Origin of the sequence: Agathobaculum sp. Marseille-P7918, from assembly GCF_964248325.1 — a bacterium.
Classification (GTDB): domain Bacteria; phylum Bacillota; class Clostridia; order Oscillospirales; family Butyricicoccaceae; genus Agathobaculum.
The window spans coordinates 86,155-107,819 of the sequence record NZ_CAXTXI010000004.1 but is presented as its reverse complement, the minus strand read 5'-3'; the positions used below and the strand labels follow the sequence as shown (position 1 = coordinate 107,819).

26 protein-coding genes are annotated in these 21,665 nt (G+C 57.5%); all 26 read right to left on the bottom strand.

What is annotated here, in order from left to right; translation table 11 throughout:
* Positions 1–12 precede the first annotated feature (12 nt).
* The 26 genes from gpmI to ACESSO_RS07270 all read right to left on the bottom strand — a co-directional run bounded on the left by gpmI (position 13) and on the right by ACESSO_RS07270 (position 21,653).
* The gene (gene gpmI, locus ACESSO_RS07395) at positions 13–1,698 is read right to left on the bottom strand and encodes a 2,3-bisphosphoglycerate-independent phosphoglycerate mutase (protein WP_373164403.1); all 1,686 of its coding nucleotides are present in this window, start codon (positions 1,696–1,698) and stop codon (positions 13–15) included.
* Positions 1,699–1,806: 108 nt separating this feature from the next.
* Positions 1,807–2,577, bottom strand: a complete 771-nt coding sequence (tpiA, locus tag ACESSO_RS07390) for a triose-phosphate isomerase (RefSeq protein ID WP_373164402.1) — start codon at positions 2,575–2,577, stop codon at positions 1,807–1,809.
* A gap of 114 nt (positions 2,578–2,691) precedes the next feature.
* Complete coding sequence (gene pgk / locus ACESSO_RS07385) at positions 2,692–3,882, bottom strand: phosphoglycerate kinase (protein WP_373164401.1); 1,191 nt, start codon at positions 3,880–3,882, stop codon at positions 2,692–2,694.
* 220 nt (positions 3,883–4,102) lie between these two features.
* Positions 4,103–4,978 (bottom strand): DegV family protein, encoded by an 876-nt coding sequence (locus ACESSO_RS07380; protein WP_373164400.1) that lies wholly within the window; start codon positions 4,976–4,978, stop codon positions 4,103–4,105.
* A gap of 10 nt (positions 4,979–4,988) precedes the next feature.
* Positions 4,989–5,474, bottom strand: a complete 486-nt coding sequence (trmL, locus tag ACESSO_RS07375) for a tRNA (uridine(34)/cytosine(34)/5-carboxymethylaminomethyluridine(34)-2'-O)-methyltransferase TrmL (protein ID WP_373164399.1) — start codon at positions 5,472–5,474, stop codon at positions 4,989–4,991.
* A gap of 130 nt (positions 5,475–5,604) precedes the next feature.
* Positions 5,605–6,609, bottom strand: a complete 1,005-nt coding sequence (locus ACESSO_RS07370) for a hypothetical protein (RefSeq protein WP_373164398.1) — start codon at positions 6,607–6,609, stop codon at positions 5,605–5,607.
* Complete coding sequence (locus ACESSO_RS07365; protein WP_373164397.1) at positions 6,554–7,093, bottom strand: RNA polymerase sigma factor; 540 nt, start codon at positions 7,091–7,093, stop codon at positions 6,554–6,556. The genes ACESSO_RS07370 and ACESSO_RS07365 overlap by 56 nt, the downstream gene beginning before the upstream one ends.
* A 555-nt stretch (positions 7,094–7,648) precedes the next feature.
* A complete protein-coding gene (ribF, locus tag ACESSO_RS07360) occupies positions 7,649–8,554 on the bottom strand; it encodes a riboflavin biosynthesis protein RibF (RefSeq protein WP_373164396.1) in 906 nt (301 codons plus the stop codon).
* Positions 8,555–8,596: 42 nt separating this feature from the next.
* Positions 8,597–9,514, bottom strand: coding sequence for a tRNA pseudouridine(55) synthase TruB (truB, locus tag ACESSO_RS07355; protein ID WP_373164395.1), 918 nt, complete (start codon positions 9,512–9,514; stop codon positions 8,597–8,599).
* Positions 9,501–10,460, bottom strand: a complete 960-nt coding sequence (locus tag ACESSO_RS07350) for a bifunctional oligoribonuclease/PAP phosphatase NrnA (RefSeq protein ID WP_373164394.1) — start codon at positions 10,458–10,460, stop codon at positions 9,501–9,503. Before ACESSO_RS07350 ends, truB begins: the two co-directional genes overlap by 14 nt.
* The gene (rbfA, locus tag ACESSO_RS07345) at positions 10,457–10,828 is read right to left on the bottom strand and encodes a 30S ribosome-binding factor RbfA (protein ID WP_373164391.1); all 372 of its coding nucleotides are present in this window, start codon (positions 10,826–10,828) and stop codon (positions 10,457–10,459) included. Before rbfA ends, ACESSO_RS07350 begins: the two co-directional genes overlap by 4 nt.
* A 221-nt stretch (positions 10,829–11,049) precedes the next feature.
* Positions 11,050–13,398 carry a translation initiation factor IF-2 gene (infB, locus tag ACESSO_RS07340; protein ID WP_373164389.1) on the bottom strand — a complete coding sequence of 783 codons (2,349 nt, stop codon included), beginning with the start codon at positions 13,396–13,398 and terminating at the stop codon, positions 11,050–11,052.
* Positions 13,399–13,590: 192 nt separating this feature from the next.
* A complete protein-coding gene (locus ACESSO_RS07335) occupies positions 13,591–14,184 on the bottom strand; it encodes a L7Ae/L30e/S12e/Gadd45 family ribosomal protein (RefSeq protein ID WP_373164388.1) in 594 nt (197 codons plus the stop codon).
* On the bottom strand, positions 14,174–14,455 hold the full coding sequence (rnpM, locus tag ACESSO_RS07330) for an RNase P modulator RnpM (protein ID WP_297275425.1): 282 nt from the start codon (positions 14,453–14,455) through the stop codon (positions 14,174–14,176). Before rnpM ends, ACESSO_RS07335 begins: the two co-directional genes overlap by 11 nt.
* Before the next feature lie 22 nt (positions 14,456–14,477).
* Positions 14,478–15,542: a transcription termination factor NusA gene (nusA, locus tag ACESSO_RS07325; RefSeq protein ID WP_373164610.1), complete on the bottom strand. Its 1,065-nt coding sequence runs from the start codon at positions 15,540–15,542 to the stop codon at positions 14,478–14,480.
* A 22-nt stretch (positions 15,543–15,564) separates the two neighbouring features.
* The gene (gene rimP, locus ACESSO_RS07320; protein WP_373164387.1) at positions 15,565–16,029 is read right to left on the bottom strand and encodes a ribosome maturation factor RimP; all 465 of its coding nucleotides are present in this window, start codon (positions 16,027–16,029) and stop codon (positions 15,565–15,567) included.
* A gap of 240 nt (positions 16,030–16,269) precedes the next feature.
* Complete coding sequence (rplQ, locus tag ACESSO_RS07315; RefSeq protein WP_297275428.1) at positions 16,270–16,614, bottom strand: 50S ribosomal protein L17; 345 nt, start codon at positions 16,612–16,614, stop codon at positions 16,270–16,272.
* A gap of 105 nt (positions 16,615–16,719) precedes the next feature.
* Positions 16,720–17,667: a DNA-directed RNA polymerase subunit alpha gene (locus ACESSO_RS07310; protein ID WP_125115738.1), complete on the bottom strand. Its 948-nt coding sequence runs from the start codon at positions 17,665–17,667 to the stop codon at positions 16,720–16,722.
* A gap of 84 nt (positions 17,668–17,751) precedes the next feature.
* Complete coding sequence (rpsD, locus tag ACESSO_RS07305; protein WP_373164385.1) at positions 17,752–18,345, bottom strand: 30S ribosomal protein S4; 594 nt, start codon at positions 18,343–18,345, stop codon at positions 17,752–17,754.
* A gap of 19 nt (positions 18,346–18,364) precedes the next feature.
* Positions 18,365–18,769, bottom strand: coding sequence for a 30S ribosomal protein S11 (rpsK, locus tag ACESSO_RS07300; protein WP_031472201.1), 405 nt, complete (start codon positions 18,767–18,769; stop codon positions 18,365–18,367).
* A 16-nt stretch (positions 18,770–18,785) separates the two neighbouring features.
* Positions 18,786–19,154, bottom strand: a complete 369-nt coding sequence (gene rpsM / locus ACESSO_RS07295) for a 30S ribosomal protein S13 (protein WP_125115736.1) — start codon at positions 19,152–19,154, stop codon at positions 18,786–18,788.
* A gap of 372 nt (positions 19,155–19,526) precedes the next feature.
* Positions 19,527–19,640: a 50S ribosomal protein L36 gene (rpmJ, locus tag ACESSO_RS07290; protein ID WP_031472205.1), complete on the bottom strand. Its 114-nt coding sequence runs from the start codon at positions 19,638–19,640 to the stop codon at positions 19,527–19,529.
* A gap of 98 nt (positions 19,641–19,738) precedes the next feature.
* Positions 19,739–19,957: a translation initiation factor IF-1 gene (infA, locus tag ACESSO_RS07285; RefSeq protein ID WP_016148769.1), complete on the bottom strand. Its 219-nt coding sequence runs from the start codon at positions 19,955–19,957 to the stop codon at positions 19,739–19,741.
* Positions 19,958–19,977: 20 nt separating this feature from the next.
* On the bottom strand, positions 19,978–20,256 hold the full coding sequence (locus ACESSO_RS07280) for a hypothetical protein (protein WP_373164384.1): 279 nt from the start codon (positions 20,254–20,256) through the stop codon (positions 19,978–19,980).
* Positions 20,256–21,020, bottom strand: coding sequence for a type I methionyl aminopeptidase (gene map / locus ACESSO_RS07275; protein WP_373164383.1), 765 nt, complete (start codon positions 21,018–21,020; stop codon positions 20,256–20,258). The genes ACESSO_RS07280 and map overlap by 1 nt, the downstream gene beginning before the upstream one ends.
* 3 nt (positions 21,021–21,023) lie before the next feature.
* A complete protein-coding gene (locus ACESSO_RS07270; RefSeq protein ID WP_373164382.1) occupies positions 21,024–21,653 on the bottom strand; it encodes an adenylate kinase in 630 nt (209 codons plus the stop codon).
* Between the last annotated feature and the right edge of the window lie 12 nt (positions 21,654–21,665).

Genomic DNA, 21,665 nt, shown 5'->3' with positions numbered 1-21,665 from the left:
GTACGCAATAGTTTACTTGATGAGCAGGCTGTGGCCGGTCATTTCCTCCGGCTGCGGCAGGCCCATCATTTCCAGCAGCGTCGGCGCCAAATCCGCCAGCACGCCGCCCTCTGCCAGCTTGCCCGGATGGCCTACCATCACAAGCGGCACCGGATTGGTCGAGTGTGCGGTGAACGGCGTTACACCGTCTGCATCGAGCATCTGGTCAACGTTGCCGTGGTCAGCGGTAATCAGGCACTGGCCGCCCATCTTGAGGATGGCGTCCACAACCTTGCCCACGCCGTCATCGGTCGCTTCGATGGCCTTGACGGCAGCATCGAACACGCCGGTGTGGCCAACCATGTCGCAGTTGGCGAAGTTCAGCACGATAACGTCATACTTGCCGGACAGAATGCGCTTAACACACTCTTCGGTCACGGCAGGCTCGCTCATCTCCGGCTGGAGGTCGTAGGTGGCCACCTTGGGAGACGGAATCAGCGCGCGGTCCTCGCCCGGGTATTCCTTCTCTACGCCGCCGTTGAAGAAGAAGGTGACGTGTGCATACTTCTCGGTTTCTGCAATGCGCAGCTGGGTCAGGCCCTTGTTCGAGATATATTCGCCGAAGGTGTTCTTCAGGCTCTGCGGCTTGAAGGCAACCTCTACGCCGGCGATGGTCGCATCATACTGCGTCATGCAGACATAGTGGATGTTGCGGCGCTGACGCTTAAAGCCGTCAAACTCATGGTCGACGAACGCGCGGGTGATTTCACGCGCACGGTCGGGACGGAAGTTAGCGAAGATGATAGCGTCGTCATCCCGAACCGTTGCGCCCTCGGTCACGATGACCGGAACGACAAACTCGTCGGTGACGCCTGCGTCATAAGACTTCTGCATCGCCTCATGCGCGGTGGCGGCATGCTCGCCGATGCCCTCGGCAATCGCCTGATATGCCTTCTCTACGCGGTCCCAGCGCTTGTCGCGGTCCATCGCGTAGTAACGGCCGGAAACCGTGGCAATGCAGCCAAGCTCCAGCGTATCAATCTTGTTCTGCAGGCGGTCGATATACTCGATACCGGACTGCGGCGGAGTGTCACGGCCGTCCATGAAGCAGTGGAAGCATACCTTGCGCAGACCGTTGCGGCGCGCCAGCTCGAGCAGCGCGAACATATGGTCGATATGCGAGTGTACGCCGCCGTCGGACAGCAGACCGAAGATGTGCAGCGTGGAATTAAACCACTTGCACTGGTTGATTGCGCTCATCAGCGCTTCATTCGAGAAGAAATCGCCGTCCTGAATGGACTTGGTGATGCGGGTCAGCTCCTGGTATACGATGCGGCCCGCGCCAATATTGGTGTGGCCGACCTCGGAGTTGCCCATCTGGCCGTCCGGCAGACCAACATCCAAGCCGGAAGCGCCGATATAAACCAGCGGATTTTCCTTGAAGATGCGGTCAAGATTCGGGGTGTTGGCCGCCTCAATCGCGTTACCCTTTTTCTCATCGCGGTGGCCAAAGCCATCCATGATAATCAGCGCGGTCGGCTTCTTCGGCTCGTCCGCCTTCTTGACCGTCGTCTTGCGGGTCGTGGTCTTCTTCGCCGTCGTGGTCTTTTTCGCAGCGGTCGCCTTAGGGGCTGCGGACTGTTCCTCAACCTGAGTCTCCGCAGCCGCAGTCTTTACCTCTTCGGTTGCCGCCTTGCTCGGCACATTTTGCTTTTTCATACTCTTACTTACTCCTTTACAAAAGCGGACGAAAGGGGACAACGCTGTTTCCGATGTCCCCTCCCGCACGCACGGCGCGGGGAGTAAACCCTCACCGTAATCCTTATCTTATTGATTAGCTGCTTCGACGATGGTTGCGAAGTCAGCGCTCTTCAGGGAGGCACCGCCGATCAGGCCGCCGTCAACATCCGGCTGAGCCAGCAGCTCGGCTGCGTTCTTGGCGTTCATCGAACCACCGTACTGGATGGTGATGCCGCGGGCTGCACGCGCGCCATACTTCTCGCGCAGGCAGTCGCGGATAGCGCCGCAGACCTCGCCCGCCTGCTCAGCGGTAGCGGTCTTGCCGGTGCCAATCGCCCAAATCGGCTCGTAAGCGATAACAACCTTCTTGATATCCTCCAAAGCAACGCCCTGCAGAGCGATCTTGATCTGCTTGCGGATAACCTCCATGGTTACATCCTGCTCACGCTCGGTCAGGCTCTCGCCAACGCACAGGATCGGACGAAGGCCATTTTCCAGCGCAACCAGAACCTTCTTGTTGCAGGCCTCGTCGGTCTCGTTGAAATACTGACGGCGCTCAGAGTGGCCGATGATAACGTACTTTACGCCCAGCTCCTTGAGCATATCGGCAGAAATCTCGCCCGTGAACGCGCCGGACTTCTCAAAATGCATATTTTCCGCACCGATGGCAATCTTGGAGCCCTTGGCAGCCTTCACAGCAGCCTGAATATCGGTAAACGGCACGCAAAGAACCATCTCGCACCACTTGGTCTTGGAAAGCAGCGGCTTCATCTCTTCGATGAGGGCCTTTGCCTCGCTCGGCGTCTTGTTCATCTTCCAGTTGCCGGCGATGATGGTCTTACGGTATCTGCGATTCATTTTGGTTTTACCCCTTTCAAACTTTTCGACGGCGTATCCGTCCTGATCAATATGTATTATAGCGGGGCAGCATACGCCCCGGTATAAAGCACATTTTCGCGCAAAACGCGCAAATTACTTGTCCTGCAGGCAAGCAATGCCGGGCAGCTCCAGACCCTCGAGGAACTCGAGAGAAGCGCCGCCGCCGGTGGAGATGTGGGTCATCTTGTCCGCAAAGCCCAGCTTCTCAACCGCAGCCGCAGAGTCGCCGCCGCCGATGATGGAAACCGCACCGGAAGCCGCGATTGCCTTGGCAACTTCCTTGGTGCCGACTGCAAAGGTATCGAACTCGAACACACCCATCGGGCCGTTCCAAACAACCGTGCCGGCGTTCTTAACCGCATCGGAGAACAGCGCAATGGTCTTCGGGCCGATATCCATGCCCATCATGTTGTCCGGCAGCTGACCTGCCTCGTAAACGACCGGCTCTGCGTCCGCGCCGAAGTGGTCGCCGCAAACCGTGTCAACCGGCAGCAGGAGCTTGACGCCCTTGTCTTCCGCCTTCTTGATAAGGCCGAGCGCGAGGTCCATCTTGTCATCCTCGCACAGCGAGGTGCCGATCTTGCCGCCCTGCGCCTTGGAGAAGGTGTAGGCCATGCCGCCGCCGATGATGACGGTGTCGCACTTGTCAATCAGGTTGTTGATGACGTTGATCTTATCGGAAACCTTCGCGCCGCCCAGAATAGCAACAAACGGACGAGCCGGATCGGAGAGTGCCTTGCCCATGATGGAGATTTCCTTGTTGATAAGGAAGCCGCAGACAGCCGGCAGATAGTCGGCGATACCTGCAGTGGAAGCATGAGCACGGTGAGACGTGCCGAATGCATCGTTAACAAAGATTTCAGCCATATCGGCAAACGCCTTGGCCAGCGCGGGATCGTTCTTGGTCTCGCCCTTCTCAAAGCGGACGTTCTCAAGCAGAACAGCCTCGCCCGGCTTGACTTCTGCCGCGAGCTTCTTGGCATCCTCGCCGACAACATCCTTAGCCAGCTTCACTTCCTGACCGAGCAGCTCGCTCAAGCGCTTGGCAACCGGCGCGAGAGAATACTTCATATTAACTTCGCCCTTCGGACGGCCGAGGTGCGAACACAGGATCACAGCCGCGTTGTGATCCAGCAGATACTTGATGGTCTCGAGCGATGCGCGAATGCGCTTGTCGTCGGTGATGTTGCCGTTCTCATCCTGCGGAACATTAAAATCGCAGCGAACGATAACCTTCTTACCGTTTACGTCAATGTCCTCAACGCTCTTCTTGTTATACTGCATAAATATCCCTCTCCCTTTCTGAATATAAAAGTTAGCGATACGGAGCAAATTTCCGGCCTTCCCATAAAAAGAATTCCGTTTCCATTACAAAATTATACTCGTTTCTCCTGTGATTCGCAAGCCAAATTGTGAAAAACCTTGTCTTTCCGTTCTCTTTTAGAGGATTTTTGCGTTTTGCCGGAAATAATTGTGAAATATTAAACAATATGACCAATTGACCTTAGCTGCGAGGCTGTCCATAGAACGCAACGGCCAGTGCCTGCGGGCCGGTATTGGTCAGCACAGACGGTCCAATCGGACTGCGCAGCACGTCCTTGAAACCTATCTCCGTGCGCAGGCGTTTTTCCATTTCATCGATGCGTGCAGCCGGTACATCACCGTAGAGCAGCAGCGCCGTCTGCTTTTCCGGCTGCACCACGCGGCCGGATACCTTGCGGATCATGCCGCTGACCAGCGCTTTCTCTCCGCGTACCTTGTCGCAAACCTTGACCGCGCCGCCATACACATGGCTGATAGGCTTGAGTCCCAACGCCTCCCCCACAAAGGCCGCGCCGCCCGAGATGCGGCCGGATTTCTTCAGATGCGTCAGGCTGTACACCCCGAGGAATGCCTCCACGCGGTTCAAACGGCTTTTTACCACGCCGCAGATCGCATCAAAGCTGTCGCCCTGATCGCGCAGCTGCGCCGCCATCACCACGATATGTCCATAGATATAGGTGTAAGTGGCCGAGTCGAACAGCACAATCTGCATCGCCTCTCCTGCCTCCTCGCGGAACATGTCGCGTGCAAGGCAGGCCGCCTGATAGGTTCCCGAACCGTTCGCGTTGATCAGCACGCCCAGATAATGCGTGCAGCCGCGCTCTGCCGCGCGCCGGTAGGAATCGAGGAACACGGTCGGCGTAATCATCGCAGTCGTCGGAATCTCGCGGCTGGTCTCCAGCAGCTTGCAGTATTCCTCTGGCGTGATGTCATAGTATTCGCGGATGGTTCGTCCCTCATGCGTAAGCGTGATGGGGATGATTTCAATGCCGTGCTTTTCCACCAGCGCCTGCGGGATATCCGCGGACGAGTCGGTCATAATATGTATTTTTTCCATACTTCCCTCCTTATCCCTGCGGGAACGGCCCCGCGAGCCTGAGGTTTTCAAAACCGGTCTGCCGCAGCGCTTCAAACGCAATCACCGCCACCGAGTTGGACAGGTTGAGGCTTCTTGCGCCCTCGCGCATCGGGATGCGCACGCAGCGTTCCGGATGCTCAATCAGCAGGTCCTCCGGCAGTCCCTTTGTCTCCTTGCCGAACATCAGATAGTCGCCGTCGCGGTACTCCGCCTCATGATAGGCGCGCGGCGCTTTGGTGGTCGCGTAGAAATAGCGGCCGTTTGGATTTTTCTCAAAAAACTCATTTAAATTTTTATACATGCGAACGTCCAGCAGGTGCCAGTAATCCAGCCCCGCGCGTTTCATCCGCTTATCGTCGATTGCAAAGCCGAGCGGCTCTATCAAATGCAGCACGCAGCCCGTCGCCGCGCAGGTGCGGGCAATGTTGCCGGTATTCTGCGGAATCTCCGGCTCGACCAGAACAATATGCAGCATATGTCTCTCCTCATTTTTTTCAAAGCTCTTTTTATTTTAGGCGATACCCATGCATTTTTCAAGGTATTTGCTGTTTTTTCGCAAAAATAAATCCCCCGATCGGAAAAGATCGGGGGAAAATAACACCTTGTTATGCAATTTCTGCGTAAACGCCGTAGACATAGCCCTGTTCTGATGCCTGTTCGTCGGTCAGCACCTCGCCGGTCAGCTGCGGGCCAATGCTGTCGTCGGTGTATGTGCAGCCCAGCTTGCCGGTGTGCAGCGTGAGCGTCTGCGTCTGCTGTGTACCGTCGGTGAAAGTGACGGTGACGGTCAGGGTCGCGCCGTCAAATTCGTCGATGCGCGCCTGCCATTCGGCCTGCATATCGCCCTCTCTGGTAATCTCTCGCGGCTCGCCCCAGAATCCATAACTTACTTCCGGGTCATAGTCGTCCACAAAACCGTTTTCCAGCTTGCAACAGGCATCGGCGCACCATTCCATCTCGGATTCATTCTCTGCTTCGCCCAAACCGTATGGCATTACCACATCTGCGCCTTCCAGTCTTGGGTCTGAAGCCGCCTCTGCTGCCGCAGACGCCGAATCTTCCCCTGCCCGTAAGGCCGCATCCGCCGCGGTCGCCATCTGATTGTAGGCTTCCATATCGAAATCCCTTAATGTTCTGGCGCGATAGAGCGCCCCTTTATCAATGGATGCACTGACAGTAGCAATATTCTCTCCTGTCACTTTAAACAGGCAACCCGAGAAAAAGCCATCAACCTGGCTTTCCATACCCGCACCATCGGCAAATACAATCCTGCTGTTCCTTGGCTCCAGTACCTCACCTGTATCCGCAGCATACGCCACAATGCCGAACGAGTGCGCAACGGTTTCCGCCACCGCATCCGCCGCAGGCTGTCCACTTTTCTGCGACTTCCAAACCGCCGTGCCGCCGACCACCACGCCGAATGCACATGCCACGGCCACAATCCGTTTTGCCATGCCGAACCGGCGGCTCGGCGCAGCTGCCAGATGCTGCGGTGTGTTCTGTTGCTCTTCCCGACGCGCCTGCCGCGCTGCTGCGAGGGTGCGCTCCTTCAGTTCATCTGGCGCTTTGATATTCTTCAGTCGGTTCCAGTTGTTCCGGTTGTCCATCATCATTTCCCTCCAGTTCGATTCTCAGTTTTTTGCGGGCGCGGTGCAGGCGGGTGCGCACCGTCGCCGGGCGGCAGCCCACCAGCGGCGCAATCTCGTCCGTGCCGTACCCCTCGACGTAGTGCAGCCAGACCACGATACGCAAATCGTCCGGCAATGTGCGCACCGCCTGCCAGAGTTCGTCGTTTCCGTCTTGTACCGGTGCTGCAGCATCTGGAGCGGCCTCAAGCGGCGCAGTGCGCCGAAACCATGCCGACCGACGCAGGTCGTTGCAGCAGTTGACTGTCACGCGCAGCAGCCACGCCTTGAGGTGCTCGTCATCGCGGAAGTCGGTCGTATCGCGCAGCAGCCGCAGGAATACCTCCTGATACACGTCCTCCGCATCCGCGCGCCCGCCCAGCCGGCACAGCGCCAGCCGATAGACCGCATCGCCGCAGCTCTCCATTGCGTCATACAGAAATGTGTCTGAACGCAGGTTGTTTTGCATCTTGCTCCATCCTCCTTTCTGCCAACAACACGAGAAAAAAAGCCGGATTGTTCCCGACCGGATACCGTCTTTTCCTCATTCTCCGCCTCTTTTTGTCTTAGCTTTGTTTACAATGCGCAATTTGCTCTTTATAAAATAGTCATATTCAACAATAATCTCTCAGATTCTTCGGAAATATTGAATAAATTTCATCTTGCAGTTTTATGTAAAATAACTATAATAGAATTATCAAATCGATGTAAAGTAAATGATACAACATGAAACGGAGGTCATTTCCATGCGTAAGAAGTCTTCTTATTTTGAAACGCTCGGCCAGATGCTGTCTGATGCCTATCGTGTAAACACCGCGCTGTTCCACATTCGCTCTGACTTCCCGTTTGACCGCACATCCCGCTGAGGCAGTGCGTCACACTGTTTTTTGATATTCCCAATTACCTTTTCTCTTTATACCATTCTCTTTCAGGGGGCTGTCCATATGGGCAGCCCTTTCTCTTTGCCTTAGCAGTAAACCAAACGGGCGGCATCCTTCGATGCCGCCCGTTTGGTATGCGTGGTTTATTTTGCAAAAAATTCCCGCGTCTGCTTCACATTCTCGTCGATTGCTGCGCGCAGCGCTTCGGCCGATTCAAAGCGTTTTTCCGGCCGCAGGAACTTGTGCAGCTCAACATGAATCATCTTGCCGTACAGGTCGCCCGCAAAATCAAGCAGATGCGGCTCAATGGTCGGCGCGCCGCCGTCCATAAACGTCGGCTTGATGCCGATGTTGGTTGCCGCAATGTAGCTTTTATCGCCCACCAGAACACGTGTCGCGTATACGCCATAAGGCGGCAGCGCCATTTCAGGCGGCAGCGCGAGGTTGACGGTCGGCACCTTCAGAACGCTTGTGCCCACACGCCGGCCATGCTCAACTACACCGGTCACGGTGTACGGATGACCGAGGAAGCGTGCCGCACCCTCCATGTCGCCCTGCGAAATCAGCTGCCGGATATAAGTCGAGGAAACCACAATTCCGTCCACCTTGATATCCTCAATGCAGTCATAGCCGATACCGGCCTTTTTGCATTCCTCTGCCATGCCCTCGGCATTTCCCTGCCCCTTATAGCCGAAACGGTTGTTGCGGCCCGAAATAATCCAGCGCGCGCCGAACTGCCCGATGAGCATTTTATGAATAAAATCGCGCCAGTCCATGTGCTGCATATGCTCGTCAAAGTGACCGAAGATGACCTCATCCACGCCGCCGAGCGTTTTAATTTCCTCACGGCGATAGGCATTGGCCGTCAACAGCGGCACCTGACGCCCCAGCACAACTGAATCCGGATGTACGTCAAACGTGAACACCGCGCTTGTGCCGCCAATCTGCTTTGCGCGTTCAACCGCGCGCTCCATCAGCGCCTGATGACCCAGATGGACGCCGTCAAAGTAGCCCAGCGCAATCGCACGCGGCTTTTGATATTCCTGCATAGGGTTGCCCCCTTCTGAACACCTGCCCGCAGGCAGGCTGTGTTATTTGAAATTCTTGTAGACGAACAGGCCCAATCCGCCTTTATTGAGCGCACGCACCTGTCCGAGCATGAGAAACTGCGCCTGATGGTATACGCGGCACAACGCGTTTTCGGTTTCGGGCATTCCTGCCGCCTGCCGCGGAAAAACCACCGCGCCGCGCGCAATGCGTTCCGCGCCCTCGTCGGTAAGCGTCACCGCCGGATATTCGGCAAACAGGCCGTCCACCGGCAGCAGTAAATCCTGCACTGTGCCGTCCTGCATCGCCCGCTCAACCTCATCAAACGTATGGCAGGCATCCAGCGGATACGCACCCGCGCGCGTGCGCACCAAGCTGTGCATCACCGCAAGCGTACCGAGCGACACGCCCATATCGTGCACCAGCGTGCGCACATATGTGCCTTTGCTGACCGTCAGCCGCAGCATGCCCTTCTGTGTGTTCTCATCGAAATCCGTCAGCGACATCTCATGCACAAAAATGTCACGCGCAGGCCGTTCAACCTCCTTGCCCTTGCGGGCGAGGTCATACAGCTTTTGGCCGTTCACCTTGACCGCCGAATACATCGGCGGCACCTGCTGCTGCGCGCCCAGAAAGTGCGCCGCCGCCTGCTCCACCTGTGTACGCGTCGCGGTTTGGTCACTGCGGCGCAGGGTTTCGCCGGTCACATCCTGCGTGTCGGTTTCATAACCGAGCGTAAAGCCCGCCACGTATTCCTTGTCCTGCGCGGCGGCGAAATCCGCTGCTTTGGTCGCCCCGCCGACAAACACCGGCAGCACGCCGGTTGCCAGCGGGTCAAGCGTACCGCCGTGACCGATGCGGCGCGTGTGCAGAATCCCGCGCAGCTTGGCAACCACGTCATGCGAGGTAAAGCCCTGCGGCTTGTCCATCAGCAGAATGCCGCAAAGCTCACTTTGCTGCATGGTACTGCTCCCGTGCGGCCGCAAGGATAGCCGCCTTGGCCTCCTCCATGCCGCAGTCAAAGCTCGCGCCGGCCGCGCGGATGTGTCCGCCGCCGCCGCATTTCCTGCAAATGGCCGATGCATCCATTTCCTTGGTCGTGCGTACGGACGCCTTGACCGTTTTATCCTTGTTTTCGGTCAGCGTAATACCGATTTGCACGCCCTCAATCTGCCGCGTGAGCGACGCAATCGAATCCAAATCGTCCATATCCGCGCCCGTGCGGTCGATGTCCGCGCGCCACAGCAGCGCAACCGCTATCGCACCGTCCTCATAAAACTCCATCGTCTCGAAGATGATACGCTCCATCTGAAAACGCGGCATGGTCTTGGTCTCAAACAGCGCGCGGTTGATTTCGCCGCCGTCGATGCCTGCGGTCAGGCATGCCGCCGCGACCGCATGTGTATGCGCAGTCGTGTTGGAAAACTTAAAGCAGCCCGTATCGGTCGAAACGCCGACATAGATGCACTCGGCAATGTCGGTGGTCAGCTTCACGCCGAGCGCCATAATCACGTCATACAACACCTCGGCGCACGCACCCGCGTCTGGCCGAACCAGATTTTTCTTGCCGAAACCAATATTCGAACGATGGTGGTCAATCACCAGATCGACCTTGCCCTTGTAATCCTCCGCTGTATCCGGAAACAGCTTTTCCTCCGCAATGTCGGTGGACACCACAAACTGCGGCTGAAAGCCCTCCGGCGGATAACAGGGCACAATCATCGGCGCATAACGTTTGGTAATCTCGGGATTTTCCAGGATAAACGCAGTCTTGCCGAGCTGCCGAAGCGCACGGCACAGCGCACCCGCGCAGCCCGTGGTATCACCGTCCGGGCGGCGGTGGCTCAGGATGAGGATATCGTCCGCGCCTTGCAGCGCCGCGGCAGCGCCCGCAACGTCTACGGTCATTCCTCGTCCTCCCCTCCGAGCTTGCCCTCGTTTTTCAACTCATGCAGCATTTCCGAAATGTGCGCGCCGTGGGTGATCGAATTATCCAGTTCAAACACCAGCTCAGGCGCATAGCGCAGCTGCACCTTGTGGCCCACCTCGCGCCGCAGCCAGCCCGCGGCGGATTTCAGGCCCTTCATGACCTCTTTGGCTTGCTGCTCGCTGCCTAGCACCGAAATAAAGCACTTGGCATAGCGCAAGTCGTTCGTAACCTCGCAGTGCACGACCGAAACCAGACCGTTCTGCACGCGCGGGTCCTTGACGGAACGCATGGCCTCGGCCAGCGCCTTCATCACTTCTTCCGAAATGCGGTCAATTCGTGTAGACAAAATACATTCCTCCTTTGCGAGGGATGGGTAAATATACGACACGCCGCAGCGTACCGCAATTTCAATTTCATGCAAGACGAGCTTTGCCCGGCTTGCATACTACTGCCCGCGCCGTCGCGGCGCGACCGCCCTTGGTTACAAGGGCGAGGGGGTTATTCCAAAAAGTTTCCTTGGGAACTTTTTGGATATCTAAGGGGGACAGCGTCCCCCTTAGAGCAATGTTATTGCTTTACTTCCTCCATCACGAAGCATTCAATGATATCCTGCTCCTTGATGTCGTTATAGTTTTCGATGCTCATGCCGCACTCGTAGCCGGAGGCAACTTCCTTGACATCGTCCTTGAAGCGCTTGAGCGTGTTGAGGTGGCCCTCATGGAATACGATGCCGTCACGCACCACGCGCACCTCGGCATTGCGCTGAATCTTGCCATCCTGCACATAGCAGCCGGCAACCGCGCCTGCGCCTGTAATTTTGAATACCTGACGCACTTCGGCATGACCGAGTACAACTTCCTTAAACTTCGGCTCGAGCATGCCCTTCATCGCCTGCTCCATTTCCTCAATCGCATCATAAATGACGCGGTACATGCGCATATCTACACCCTGCTGCGCTGCCGAATCGGTAGCCGTGCGGTCGGGACGCACGTTGAAGCCGACGATAATCGCACCGGATGCTGCGGCCAGCATGACGTCGGACTCGTTGATAGCACCAACCGCGCCATGGATAACCTTGACGCGCACCTCGTCGTTGGAGAGCTTCTCGAGCGAAGAGCGGATCGCCTCGACCGAACCCTGTACGTCGGCCTTGACGATGATGTTCAGCTCTTTCATCTCGCCTTCCTGAATGGAAGCGAACAGGTTGTCGAGCGTGACCTTGTGGAACTGCTTGTTGCGCTCTTCCTTTTCCTTGTCCTTGCGCTGCTCAACCAGTTCCCGCGCCATCTTCTCGTCGTCGACCGCGTCGAAAATATCGCCCGCGCCCGGTACCTCAGCCAGACCGATAATCTCCACCGGAACGGACGGGCCGGCTTCCTGAATCTTCTTGCCGTCGTCGTTGGTCATTGCACGCACGCGGCCGACCGCCGTGCCGGCAATGACCGTGTCGCCCGCATGCAGCGTGCCGTTCTGCACCAGAAGCGTCGCCACCGGGCCGCGGCCCTTGTCGAGCTTGGCTTCGATGACCGTACCATGCGCCTTGCGGTTCGGGTTGGCCTTGAGGTCGGCCATTTCTGCCGTCAGCAGCACCATTTCGAGCAGGTTTTCAATGCCCTCACCGAACTTTGCCGAAATCTGGCACACAATCGTGTCGCCGCCCCACTCTTCGGGGACGATTTCGTACTCGGTCAGCTGCTGGAGCACGCGGTCCGGATTTGCGCCCGGCTTGTCGATTTTGTTCACCGCCACAATGATCGGCACGTTTGCCGCCTTGGCGTGGTTGATGGCCTCAATGGTCTGCGGCATCACGCCGTCGTCCGCCGCAACAACCAGAATGGCAATGTCGGTTACCTGTGCGCCGCGGGCACGCATGGATGTGAACGCCGCATGGCCCGGGGTATCCAGGAAGGTGATAGGTTTCCCATTCACCTGCACGCGGTATGCGCCGATGTGCTGGGTAATGCCGCCGGCCTCGCCCTCGGTCACCTTGGTCTTGCGGATGGCATCGAGCAGGCTGGTCTTACCGTGGTCAACGTGACCCATAACAACAACGACCGGGTCGCGGGGCTGCAGTTCGTCCTCGCTGTCCTCATGCTCGTCAAACAGGCGCTCCTCAATCGTGACGTGTACTTCCTTCTCGACCTTGCAGCCCATTTCCTCGGCAACGATTGCAGCGGTATCAAAGTCGATGATCTCCGAGATGGAGGCCATTACACCCAGCTTGATGAGGCCCTTGATAACGTCCGCCGCGGTGCGCTTCATGCGGGAGGCCAGCTCACCGACCGAAATTTCGTCCGGAATCATAACCTTGACCGGAATCTTCTTGAGCGCCGCCATCTGCTGCTGACGCTGCAGACGCTTCATCTTCTCCTGCTCCTCCTGACGGCGCTTGTTGCCGAAGGGCTTGGAGCGCTGGTCGGACTTCTTGGTCAGCTTCTGCTTTTTCTGGCCGCGCGATTCCATGCGCTCGGCCTTCGCGTCAACCAGCTTGTCGACATGGTCGTCATACTTGGCAAGGTTGACGTCGCCGGTGCCGCGGGTATCGATGCGGTGCACCTGCTTGACCTTGGTGCTGGCCGGCTGGGCCGACTTCTCACTTTCCGCATTGGTTTCCTTCGCAGCGCCTGCTTCCTTCTGCGCATCCGAAGCCGGCTGCTCCTTTGCCGGCTTCTCTGCCTGCTCCGCCTTAGCGGATGTGCCGGACGACGCCTGATTGTTGAGCACCTGCTCCAGATCGGCAACCTGATGATGCTGCGTCAGATATTCAAAAATGACGCTCAGTTCCTCATCGCCGAGCACCTGCATATGATTTTTAGGCGTGGTACAGTACTCGGTCAGGATTTCCGTAATCTCCTTGGTGGATACACCGAAATCCTTTGCGACCTCGTGTACACGATATTTATTCTCTATTGCCATGGGCAACTCCTCCTTATCGAAATTTCGAGTGAAAGCACGCTTTCAATCGAGTTAGATGCGCCGTGCAACGCGCGGACACATCTTCTGCGCAGTTTTGCGCGTCGCTTTGCGGCACACAAAACTGCTTTCTTGTATCAAAACCGTGATGCATGCTCCCGGTTCTGATGGCAAACACCGCGCTGCGGGGTTTGCCTATTTCAATACGCGCTTTGCGCGTGGGTTTTCGCTCGGTTTACGTTGCGACTTGAAGCCGCTTGCTCTTCCGCCGGAACGTTTGCCATTTGCACTACGCTGCGAATGAAAGCGGCTGCCTGTTCCCTGCGGGCGCTTTGCAATCGGTTTGCGCGGTGTTTTTTCAGACGACTGCTCCGCCGCAGGCTGCGCCTCCCGGTTGCGGGGCTTCTTTTTGCCCCGACGGGACTGGATGCGCACATTCTTCTCGCTCAACTGTGCGGCAACCGCTTGATATTCCGGATGCTGCGCGGCCAGCTTGCCGATGGCCGCAGCCGCCATGCCGATATCGCTGAGTGCGCACACGGCGCAGCCGTTCTTGCCAATCGCCGCGCCCAGTTCCTCCTTGCCGTGCGGCAGGGTGATGCACGGCACGTTCGCCCGTGCAGCATATACCGCTGCTTTTTTCGCGGTGCTTTCGCCTGCGTCCGCCGCTACCAGCACACAGCGCGCTTTATGGTCCGCGCAGAGCTGACGCACCAGCTCATCGCCAAACGCCAGCTTGCCGGCGCGACGCGCCAGCCCCAGCATACCGAGACAGGGATCACTCGCCATGCGCACCCTCCTGTTCCATCTGCTGTTCCAGCTGATCGTAAACCTCTTCGGGAACCGTCACAGACAGCGCGCGCTCGATTGCGCGGCTTTTGCGTGCCTTTTTCAGGCACTCCGGCTTACCGCACAGATACGCACCACGGCCGGGCGCCTTTCCCTTGAAGTCAAGCGTTATCTCGCCTTCGGGCGAGCGCACCACGCGAATCAGCTCGCGCTTGGGAAAATGCTCGCGGCAGCCAAGGCATTGCCGCATGGGGATTTTCTTCTGCACCATATTCTGCCGCACCCCCGTAATGTTATTCGCCCTGAGATGCGGGAGCAATATCGATCTTGCAGCCGGTCAGCTTGGCGGCAAGACGCGCGTTCTGGCCTTCCTTGCCGATGGCCAGCGACAGCTGATCGTCCGGCACAATCACGCGGCAGGACTTGTTATCCGCCTGCATAGTGGCAGAGATGACGTCCGCCGGAGCGAGCGCCGCGGAAACAAACTGCGCGGTATCCTCGTTCCACTTGATGATGTCAATTTTCTCGCCGTTCAGCTCACCCGTGATGTTGGCCACACGCGCGCCGCGCGTACCGACGCATGCGCCGATGGGGTCGACGTTTTCATCGTGCGAAACGACCGCGATCTTGGTGCGGTTGCCCGCCTCACGCGCAATGCTCTTGACCTCAACCACACCGGAATGGATTTCCGGTACTTCCAGCTCGAACAGGCGCTTGACCAGACCCGGATGCGTACGGGACACGACCACCTGCGGGCCGCGCGTACCGCGGCGCACCTCGATCAGATACACCTTGATGCGCTGTCCCTCGACCAGTTCCTCGCCGCGGACCTGCTCGGAGGCAGAAAGAACCGCCTCGCTCTTCTCGCCGCCCGAAACCACGTCCAGATATGCATTGCCTGAGCGCGGATCGATGCGGGCGATAACACCGGTCAGGATTTCGTGCTCTTTGCTCTCAAACTCGGAAATCACCATGCCGCGCTCCGCCTCGCGGATGCCCTGAATGATGACCTGCTTGGCGGTCTGCGCCGCAATGCGGCCAAATGACTTGGTCGGGATGTCGATATCGATGATATCGCCTACCATCGGGTTTTTCTTGTATTCCATGGCCTCTTCGAGCGTAATTTCCTCATACGGCTCGTAGAGATCCTCCGCTTTGACCACAGTCTTGCGCACATACATGCGGATGGTTTTCTTATCGCGGTCCGGCTCGACAAACACGTTATCCGTCATACCGTCGTTGTCACGCTTGTATGCGGTGATCAGCGCCTGACCCACACGGTCGAGCATGTAGTCCACCGGGATGCCTTTTTCCTTTTCAAGCTGCTCCAGCGCGTCAAAAAATTCTGCGTTCACCATTTTTTCCAATCAAACTCCTTACTTATATCTCGACCGCGAGCCGTACTGCGGCAATATCCGCCGGCTCATATACCGTGCGCTGTCCGCCGGTTTCCAGCGTGACATTACCGTTTTCATAGGCAACCAGCGTGCCTTCCACCTGTTTTGCCCCATTCACCGGCTTATAAAAGCCAACCTCAACCGGATGGCCGAGGAACGCGGCAAAATGCTCCGGCTTTTTCAGCCGACGCGACAGCCCCGCCGAGGATACGCACAGCGTATAGGACGGCATGCTGTCAAATTCCTTTTCGTCAAGCATCGGGTCAAGCGCGCGCGAAACCTGCTCGCACTGGTCGATGTTCACGCCGTCCGGATGGTCGACGGTGACGGTCAGCATATACTGTCCGCCTTCCTTTTCAAATTCCACGTCCCACAGGGAAACACCGGCCTGTTCGCACAGGGGCCGAACCAGTTCCTCCACGCGGGCGACAATCTGCTTTGCCTGCAAAGCCGTCCCTCCTTCAAAAAAATTACTCCAAGCAAAGCGTAAGGAGTGGCTTTCGCCACTCCTTACGGTTACTTTCTTACTGAACGTGCTTAGTATATCACGTTTTCCCGGTAAATGCAAGGCATTTTCGTGCAGAAAACGTGTTTTTTCTAAAATTTGTTTATTTCTGCTGCCTGTACCGCGTATGAAAAAAGGTTATCCAGTAAGCACGCTACTGGATAACCTTTTTGAAAGCAGTCTTTACTTGACCAGCTCGATGATCGCCATTTCGGCAGCGTCGCCGCGGCGGGGACCGGTCTTGATGATGCGGGTGTAGCCGCCGTTACGGCTTGCATACTCCGGCGCAATCTCAGAGAACAGCTTTGCTACAACAGCTTCCTTGGTGATGAAAGCCATCGCCTGACGGCGGGAAGCCAGCGTGTTCTTCTTGCCAAGGGTAATCATCTTCTCAGTCAGCGGGCCGACTTCCTTGGCGCGGGCAACGGTGGTCTCAACCTTGCCGTTCTCCAGCAGGTAGGTCACCATCGCACGCAGCATAGCCATACGGTGGTCCGTCGGACGGCCGAGCTTGCGATTGTTAGCCATTCGTGTTTACCTCCAAAATAAAGTAAAGGCGGCGGCGCGGCTTATCGTGCCGCCGCGTTATCGTTCTTTTCATGAACCGATACGGTTACGCAGCAACCGTCCGGATCATTCCTCGGACTTGGCCAGATGCAGGCCCATGGCCTCCAGCTTGCCGATAACCTCTTCGAGCGACTTGCGGCCCAGGTTGCGGACCTTCATCATGTCCTCTTCGGAAGTGTTGATCAGATCCTCGACGGTGTTGATGCCTGCGCGCTTGAGGCAGTTGAACGAACGCACGGAGAAGTCCAGCTCCTCAATGGTCATTTCAAGTACCTTATCGTGCTGCGCTTCCGCCTTCTCTACAACCGTGGACTTGGATCCGATCTCCTCGGACAGGTCGACGAACAGGTCGAGGTGGTCGCGCAGGACCTTCGCGCCGAGCGAAACTGCATCGCGCGCGGTGATCGTGCCGTCGGTCCATACCTCGAGCGTGAGTTTATCATAGTCGGTCAGGTCGCGCACACGGGTGTTTTCCACTGTGTAGTTAACCTTGTAGACCGGCGTGTAGATCGAATCCACCGGAATGACCCCGATGGAGGTCTGATGCTGCTTGTTCTTCTCAGCCGGTACATAGCCGCGGCCGGAAGTCAGCGTGATCTCCATGGACAGACGCGCGTCGCTCATCAGGGTGGCGATGTGCATGTCAGGATTGAGAATCTCAACCTCGCCGTCGGCATGGATATCACCGGCCTTGACCTCGCCCTCACCGGCGGCCTCGATGTAGACCGTCTTGGGGCCGTCGCAATGCAGCTTGGCAATGATGCCCTTAATGTTCAGCACGATCTCGGTCACGTCTTCCTTAACGCCCGGAATGGTGGAGAACTCATGCTGCACGCCGGCGATCTTGATGCTGGACGCTGCCGTACCGGGCAGCGAGGAGAGCAGGATGCGGCGCAGGGAGTTGCCCAGTGTGGTGCCGTATCCGCGTTCCAGCGGCTCAACGACGAACTTACCGTAAGAACCGTCCTCAGCGAGCTGTTCACAGTCAATGCGCGGCTTTTCGATTTCGATCATTTGGTACCCTCCTTCACGTTGGTTGGAAACTTTAAGCGGAGCAGGCGAAGCAGACACCTCGCCAGCTCCAAAAGCGAGGGTCTATTATTTCGAGTACAACTCGACGATGAGGTGCTCTGCAACATCGTAGTCGATGTCATCGCGGGCCGGCATCGCAACGATCTTGCCCTCGAAGGAGTCCTTAGCCTTGTCAATCCACTTGGGGCAGGCCTTCTTGCCGTTCTCCTCCAGCAGGGTCTTGAACTTGGTGGAGGTGCGGGACTTCTCACGGACAGCAACAACATCGCCCGGCTTTACCTGATAGGACGGGATGTTGACGCGCTTGCCGTTTACGGTAAAGTGCGCGTGGTTTACCAGCTGACGCGCCTCGCGGCGGGTGTTGGCAAAGCCCATGCGGAAAACAACGTTGTCCAGACGGCGCTCAAGCTCCTGCAGCAGGATCTCACCGGTGATGCCCTGCTTGCGCTCTGCCTTCTCGTAGTAAGCATGGAACTGCTTCTCGAGAACGCCGTAGATGAATTTTACCTTCTGCTTTTCAGCCAGCTGCATGCCATACTCGGACTGCTTGCGGCGGGTCTGCTTGGGCTGACGCTTGGTGGACTTGGAGTAGCCCAGAACCGCGGGGGAGAGACCAAGCGTCTTGCAGCGCTTGAGAACGGGCTGTGTATTCTTAGCCATTTATCGGTTTCCTCCTCTATTAGACTCTTCTTCTCTTGGGCGGGCGGCAGCCGTTGTGCGGGATCGGGGTTACGTCCTTAATCATGGTAACCTCGAGGCCGGCAGCCTGCAGCGCACGGATCGCAGCCTCACGGCCGGAACCGGGACCCTTAACGTAAACTTCAACAGTCTTGAGGCCGTGCTCCATCGCAGCAGCGGCAGCGGTCTCAGCCGCGGTCTGCGCAGCGAACGGAGTGGACTTACGCGAGCCGCGGAAGCCCATTTCGCCGGAGGAAGCCCAGGAAATCGCGTTGCCGTTCAGGTCGGTGATGGTAACGATAGTGTTGTTGAAAGAGGAACGGATGTGAGCCGCGCCCTTTTCAATGTTCTTGCGCTCGCGACGGCGCGTACGGGTCGCCGCGCCCTTCTTCTGTACCTTAGCCATTTATACGTTCCCCTCCTTACTTCTTCTTGTTCGCAATGGTCTTCTTCGGGCCCTTGCGGGTACGCGCGTTGGTCTTGGTGCGCTGGCCGCGAACCGGCAGGCCGCGACGGTGGCGCAGGCCGCGGTAGCAGCCGATTTCAACCAGGCGCTTGATATTCAAACCGATTTCGCGGCGCAGGTCGCCCTCGACGTTGTAGTCGCGGTCGATTACTTCACGCAGCTTAGCGGCTTCTTCTTCGGTCAGGTCCTTAACGCGGGTGTCCGGATTGATACCGGTCTTCTTGAGGATCTCGTTGGACGTCTTGCGGCCAATGCCGAAGACGTAGGTCAGGCCGATCTCCACGCGCTTCTCGCGGGGAAGGTCAACACCGGCAATACGTGCCATATTTTCTATAACCTCCGATTTGTTACACTGAGGCGTGTTGGCAAACACAGTATAGGGACCGCCTCCGCCCCTGCAGCGCCGCACTCGCCGTGCGTGCTTGTCGTGTTCACGTAAACCATCATCCCGCGCCTTATCGCGCGGCAATTTATCCGAAAACGGGCAACCCCGGTTTTCGTACTGTTGCGCCGTCAGGCGCATTTCATCAGGCAGCCGCGTGGCGGTTGCCATGAAATGGACGAGCTTCGCCCGTTCATTTCATACCCCGACTCAGGCGCCCTGGGCGCCGTCATTCGGGTATCGAAACCAAGTTTCATAGGAAGTTGGTTTCGTATATAGGGGACTTTTGAAGTCCCCTATAAGGCCGTTAGGCTCTTAGCCCTGCTTCTGCTTGTGCTTCGGGTTCTGGCAGATAACCATAACCTTGCCCTTGCGGCGGATGATCTTGCACTTCTCGCAGATCGGCTTTACAGACGGTCTTACCTTCATGACATTTTACCTCCATCAAAATTTTTGGTGGGATGGGACACCGGAAAACCGGCGACCGCTGGCGCTCGGGTCACATACGCGCCTCCGCCCGCTTTTTCTTACTTGGAACGCCAAGTGATACGACCGCGGGTCAGGTCGTAGGGCGACATCTGAACGGTGACCTTGTCGCCGGGGAGAATGCGGATAAAGTTCATGCGGAGCTTGCCGGAGATATGGGCAAGAATCTTATGCCCGTTGGGCAGCTCCACCTGGAACATCGCGTTAGGCAGCGCCTCTATGACGGTACCTTCCAGTTCGATTACATCATCTTTTGCCATTTATGGGATACCCTCCTCGGTCAGTTTGCGTCCTCCGCCCCCGTCCAGAGGGCGAGCGCTTTACGAATATCGCTGTTGGTCAGGCGGCCGTTTTCCAGCAGCTTGCGCTGGGTGCGTTCATCGCACCGGCCCTGGCGGCTGACATGCCGGCGGCGCTTGCGCTTCGGGCTTTCCGCCCGACGGCCGCGCCCGTTGGCCAGCAGAAGAAAATCCCCCTCTTCCGCGACGACCAGCATCAGCAAGCCCTTGTCCCTTCCGGTCAGCGACAGGACAATGTCGGCTGTATGAGTCTCTGCCATTACAGTACCTCGCCGTCGATATTGGTCATAATCTCCGGCTCTCCATCTGTGATGGCAATCGTGTTTTCATAGTGGGCGGACAATTTGCCGTCCTTGGTTTTGACGGTCCAGCCATCCGGCAGGACCTTGATGTCATACACACCCACGTTGACCATGGGTTCCACTGCGATGGTCATACCGCGCTGCAAACGGAGGCCGTGGCCGGGGCGGCCAAAGTTCGGCACTTCGGGGGATTCGTGCAGATTCTCGCCCACGCCGTGACCGACGTATGCACGCACGACCGAAAATCCGTTTTTCTCCACATAGGCCTGCACGGCCGCAGAGATATCCGAAACGCGGTAGCCCTCGCGGGCAAATTTGATACCCTCATAGAAGCTCTGCCGGGTCACCTCGATCAAGCGCTTGGCCTCGTCACTGACCTCACCGCAGGGTACGGTGCAGGCGCAGTCGCCGTGAAAGCCGCCGATATAGGCGCCGACGTCAACCTTCACAATATCTCCCTCGTGCACCACGCGGGTGGCCGAAGGAATGCCGTGAATAACCTCGTCGTTGATCGATACACAGGCGCTGCCGGGAAAGCCGGCATAACCGAGGAAGGAGGGCTTGCCGCCCGCATCCTCGATTGTTTTGCGGACAATCCGGTCAATTTCGCCCGTAGTGACACCGGGATGGACGGCGTCCGCCGCCGCCTTGCGCGCAATGGCGGTCAGGCGGCAGGCAACGCGCATCCGTTCGAGCTCCTGCTCAGTTTTAATGCGTATCATAGCTTACAGACCCAACGCGGCAACCGCGAGCTTCTCGGTTTCCCGGATGCCCTGCGTACCATCGATGCTCTTGAGCTTGCCCTGTGCTTCATAATAGCCCTTGAGCGGCTCGGTCTGCTCGTGATAGGTTTCCTGACGGCGGCGGACTACATCCGGCTGGTCATCGCTGCGGATCACCAGCTTATCGCCGCAGATATCACATACGCCTTCCACACGCGGCGGGTTCGCCTCAATGTGGTAGGTGGCGCCGCAGCGCAGGCACACGCGGCGACCGGTCATGCGCTTCTCAATGACCTCGTAGGGTACCTCGAGGGAGAGTGCGCAATCAATGTCGGAAATCTTGTCCAGCGCTTCCGCCTGCGGAATGGTGCGCGGGAAACCGTCGAGGATGAAGCCGCTCTTGCAGTCGCGCTGCGCGATGCGCTCCTCGAGCAGATTGATTACCAGATCGTCCGGCACAAGCTGGCCGGCATCCATGAAGCCCTTAGCCTTCTGGCCGAGGGGGGTATTGTTCTTAATTGCCTCACGCAGGATATTGCCAGTGGAGATGCTGGGAATGCCCATCTTTTCAATCAGATAGGATGCAAGCGTTCCCTTGCCGGCGCCCGGAGCGCCCAAAAGAATCAATTTCACTTTTTAATTCGC

What these genes read in the sequence shown, in the direction of transcription:
- gpmI (WP_373164403.1), bottom strand. Translation starts at nt 1,698, where the DNA reads ATGAAAAAGCAAAATGTGCCGAGCAAGGCGGCAACCGAAGAGGTAAAG.
- tpiA (WP_373164402.1), bottom strand. Translation starts at nt 2,577, where the DNA reads ATGAATCGCAGATACCGTAAGACCATCATCGCCGGCAACTGGAAGATG.
- pgk (WP_373164401.1), bottom strand. Translation starts at nt 3,882, where the DNA reads ATGCAGTATAACAAGAAGAGCGTTGAGGACATTGACGTAAACGGTAAG.
- ACESSO_RS07380 (WP_373164400.1), bottom strand. Translation starts at nt 4,978, where the DNA reads ATGGAAAAAATACATATTATGACCGACTCGTCCGCGGATATCCCGCAG.
- trmL (WP_373164399.1), bottom strand. Translation starts at nt 5,474, where the DNA reads ATGCTGCATATTGTTCTGGTCGAGCCGGAGATTCCGCAGAATACCGGC.
- ACESSO_RS07370 (WP_373164398.1), bottom strand. Translation starts at nt 6,609, where the DNA reads ATGATGGACAACCGGAACAACTGGAACCGACTGAAGAATATCAAAGCG.
- ACESSO_RS07365 (WP_373164397.1), bottom strand. Translation starts at nt 7,093, where the DNA reads ATGCAAAACAACCTGCGTTCAGACACATTTCTGTATGACGCAATGGAG.
- ribF (WP_373164396.1), bottom strand. Translation starts at nt 8,554, where the DNA reads ATGCAGGAATATCAAAAGCCGCGTGCGATTGCGCTGGGCTACTTTGAC.
- truB (WP_373164395.1), bottom strand. Translation starts at nt 9,514, where the DNA reads ATGCAGCAAAGTGAGCTTTGCGGCATTCTGCTGATGGACAAGCCGCAG.
- ACESSO_RS07350 (WP_373164394.1), bottom strand. Translation starts at nt 10,460, where the DNA reads ATGACCGTAGACGTTGCGGGCGCTGCCGCGGCGCTGCAAGGCGCGGAC.
- infB (WP_373164389.1), bottom strand. Translation starts at nt 13,398, where the DNA reads ATGGCAATAGAGAATAAATATCGTGTACACGAGGTCGCAAAGGATTTC.
- ACESSO_RS07335 (WP_373164388.1), bottom strand. Translation starts at nt 14,184, where the DNA reads ATGGCGAGTGATCCCTGTCTCGGTATGCTGGGGCTGGCGCGTCGCGCC.
- rnpM (WP_297275425.1), bottom strand. Translation starts at nt 14,455, where the DNA reads ATGGTGCAGAAGAAAATCCCCATGCGGCAATGCCTTGGCTGCCGCGAG.
- nusA (WP_373164610.1), bottom strand. Translation starts at nt 15,542, where the DNA reads ATGGTGAACGCAGAATTTTTTGACGCGCTGGAGCAGCTTGAAAAGGAA.
- rplQ (WP_297275428.1), bottom strand. Translation starts at nt 16,614, where the DNA reads ATGGCTAACAATCGCAAGCTCGGCCGTCCGACGGACCACCGTATGGCT.
- ACESSO_RS07310 (WP_125115738.1), bottom strand. Translation starts at nt 17,667, where the DNA reads ATGATCGAAATCGAAAAGCCGCGCATTGACTGTGAACAGCTCGCTGAG.
- rpsD (WP_373164385.1), bottom strand. Translation starts at nt 18,345, where the DNA reads ATGGCTAAGAATACACAGCCCGTTCTCAAGCGCTGCAAGACGCTTGGT.
- rpsK (WP_031472201.1), bottom strand. Translation starts at nt 18,769, where the DNA reads ATGGCTAAGGTACAGAAGAAGGGCGCGGCGACCCGTACGCGCCGTCGC.
- rpsM (WP_125115736.1), bottom strand. Translation starts at nt 19,154, where the DNA reads ATGGCACGTATTGCCGGTGTTGACCTTCCCCGCGAGAAGCGCGTGGAG.
- rpmJ (WP_031472205.1), bottom strand. Translation starts at nt 19,640, where the DNA reads ATGAAGGTAAGACCGTCTGTAAAGCCGATCTGCGAGAAGTGCAAGATC.
- infA (WP_016148769.1), bottom strand. Translation starts at nt 19,957, where the DNA reads ATGGCAAAAGATGATGTAATCGAACTGGAAGGTACCGTCATAGAGGCG.
- ACESSO_RS07280 (WP_373164384.1), bottom strand. Translation starts at nt 20,256, where the DNA reads ATGGCAGAGACTCATACAGCCGACATTGTCCTGTCGCTGACCGGAAGG.
- map (WP_373164383.1), bottom strand. Translation starts at nt 21,020, where the DNA reads ATGATACGCATTAAAACTGAGCAGGAGCTCGAACGGATGCGCGTTGCC.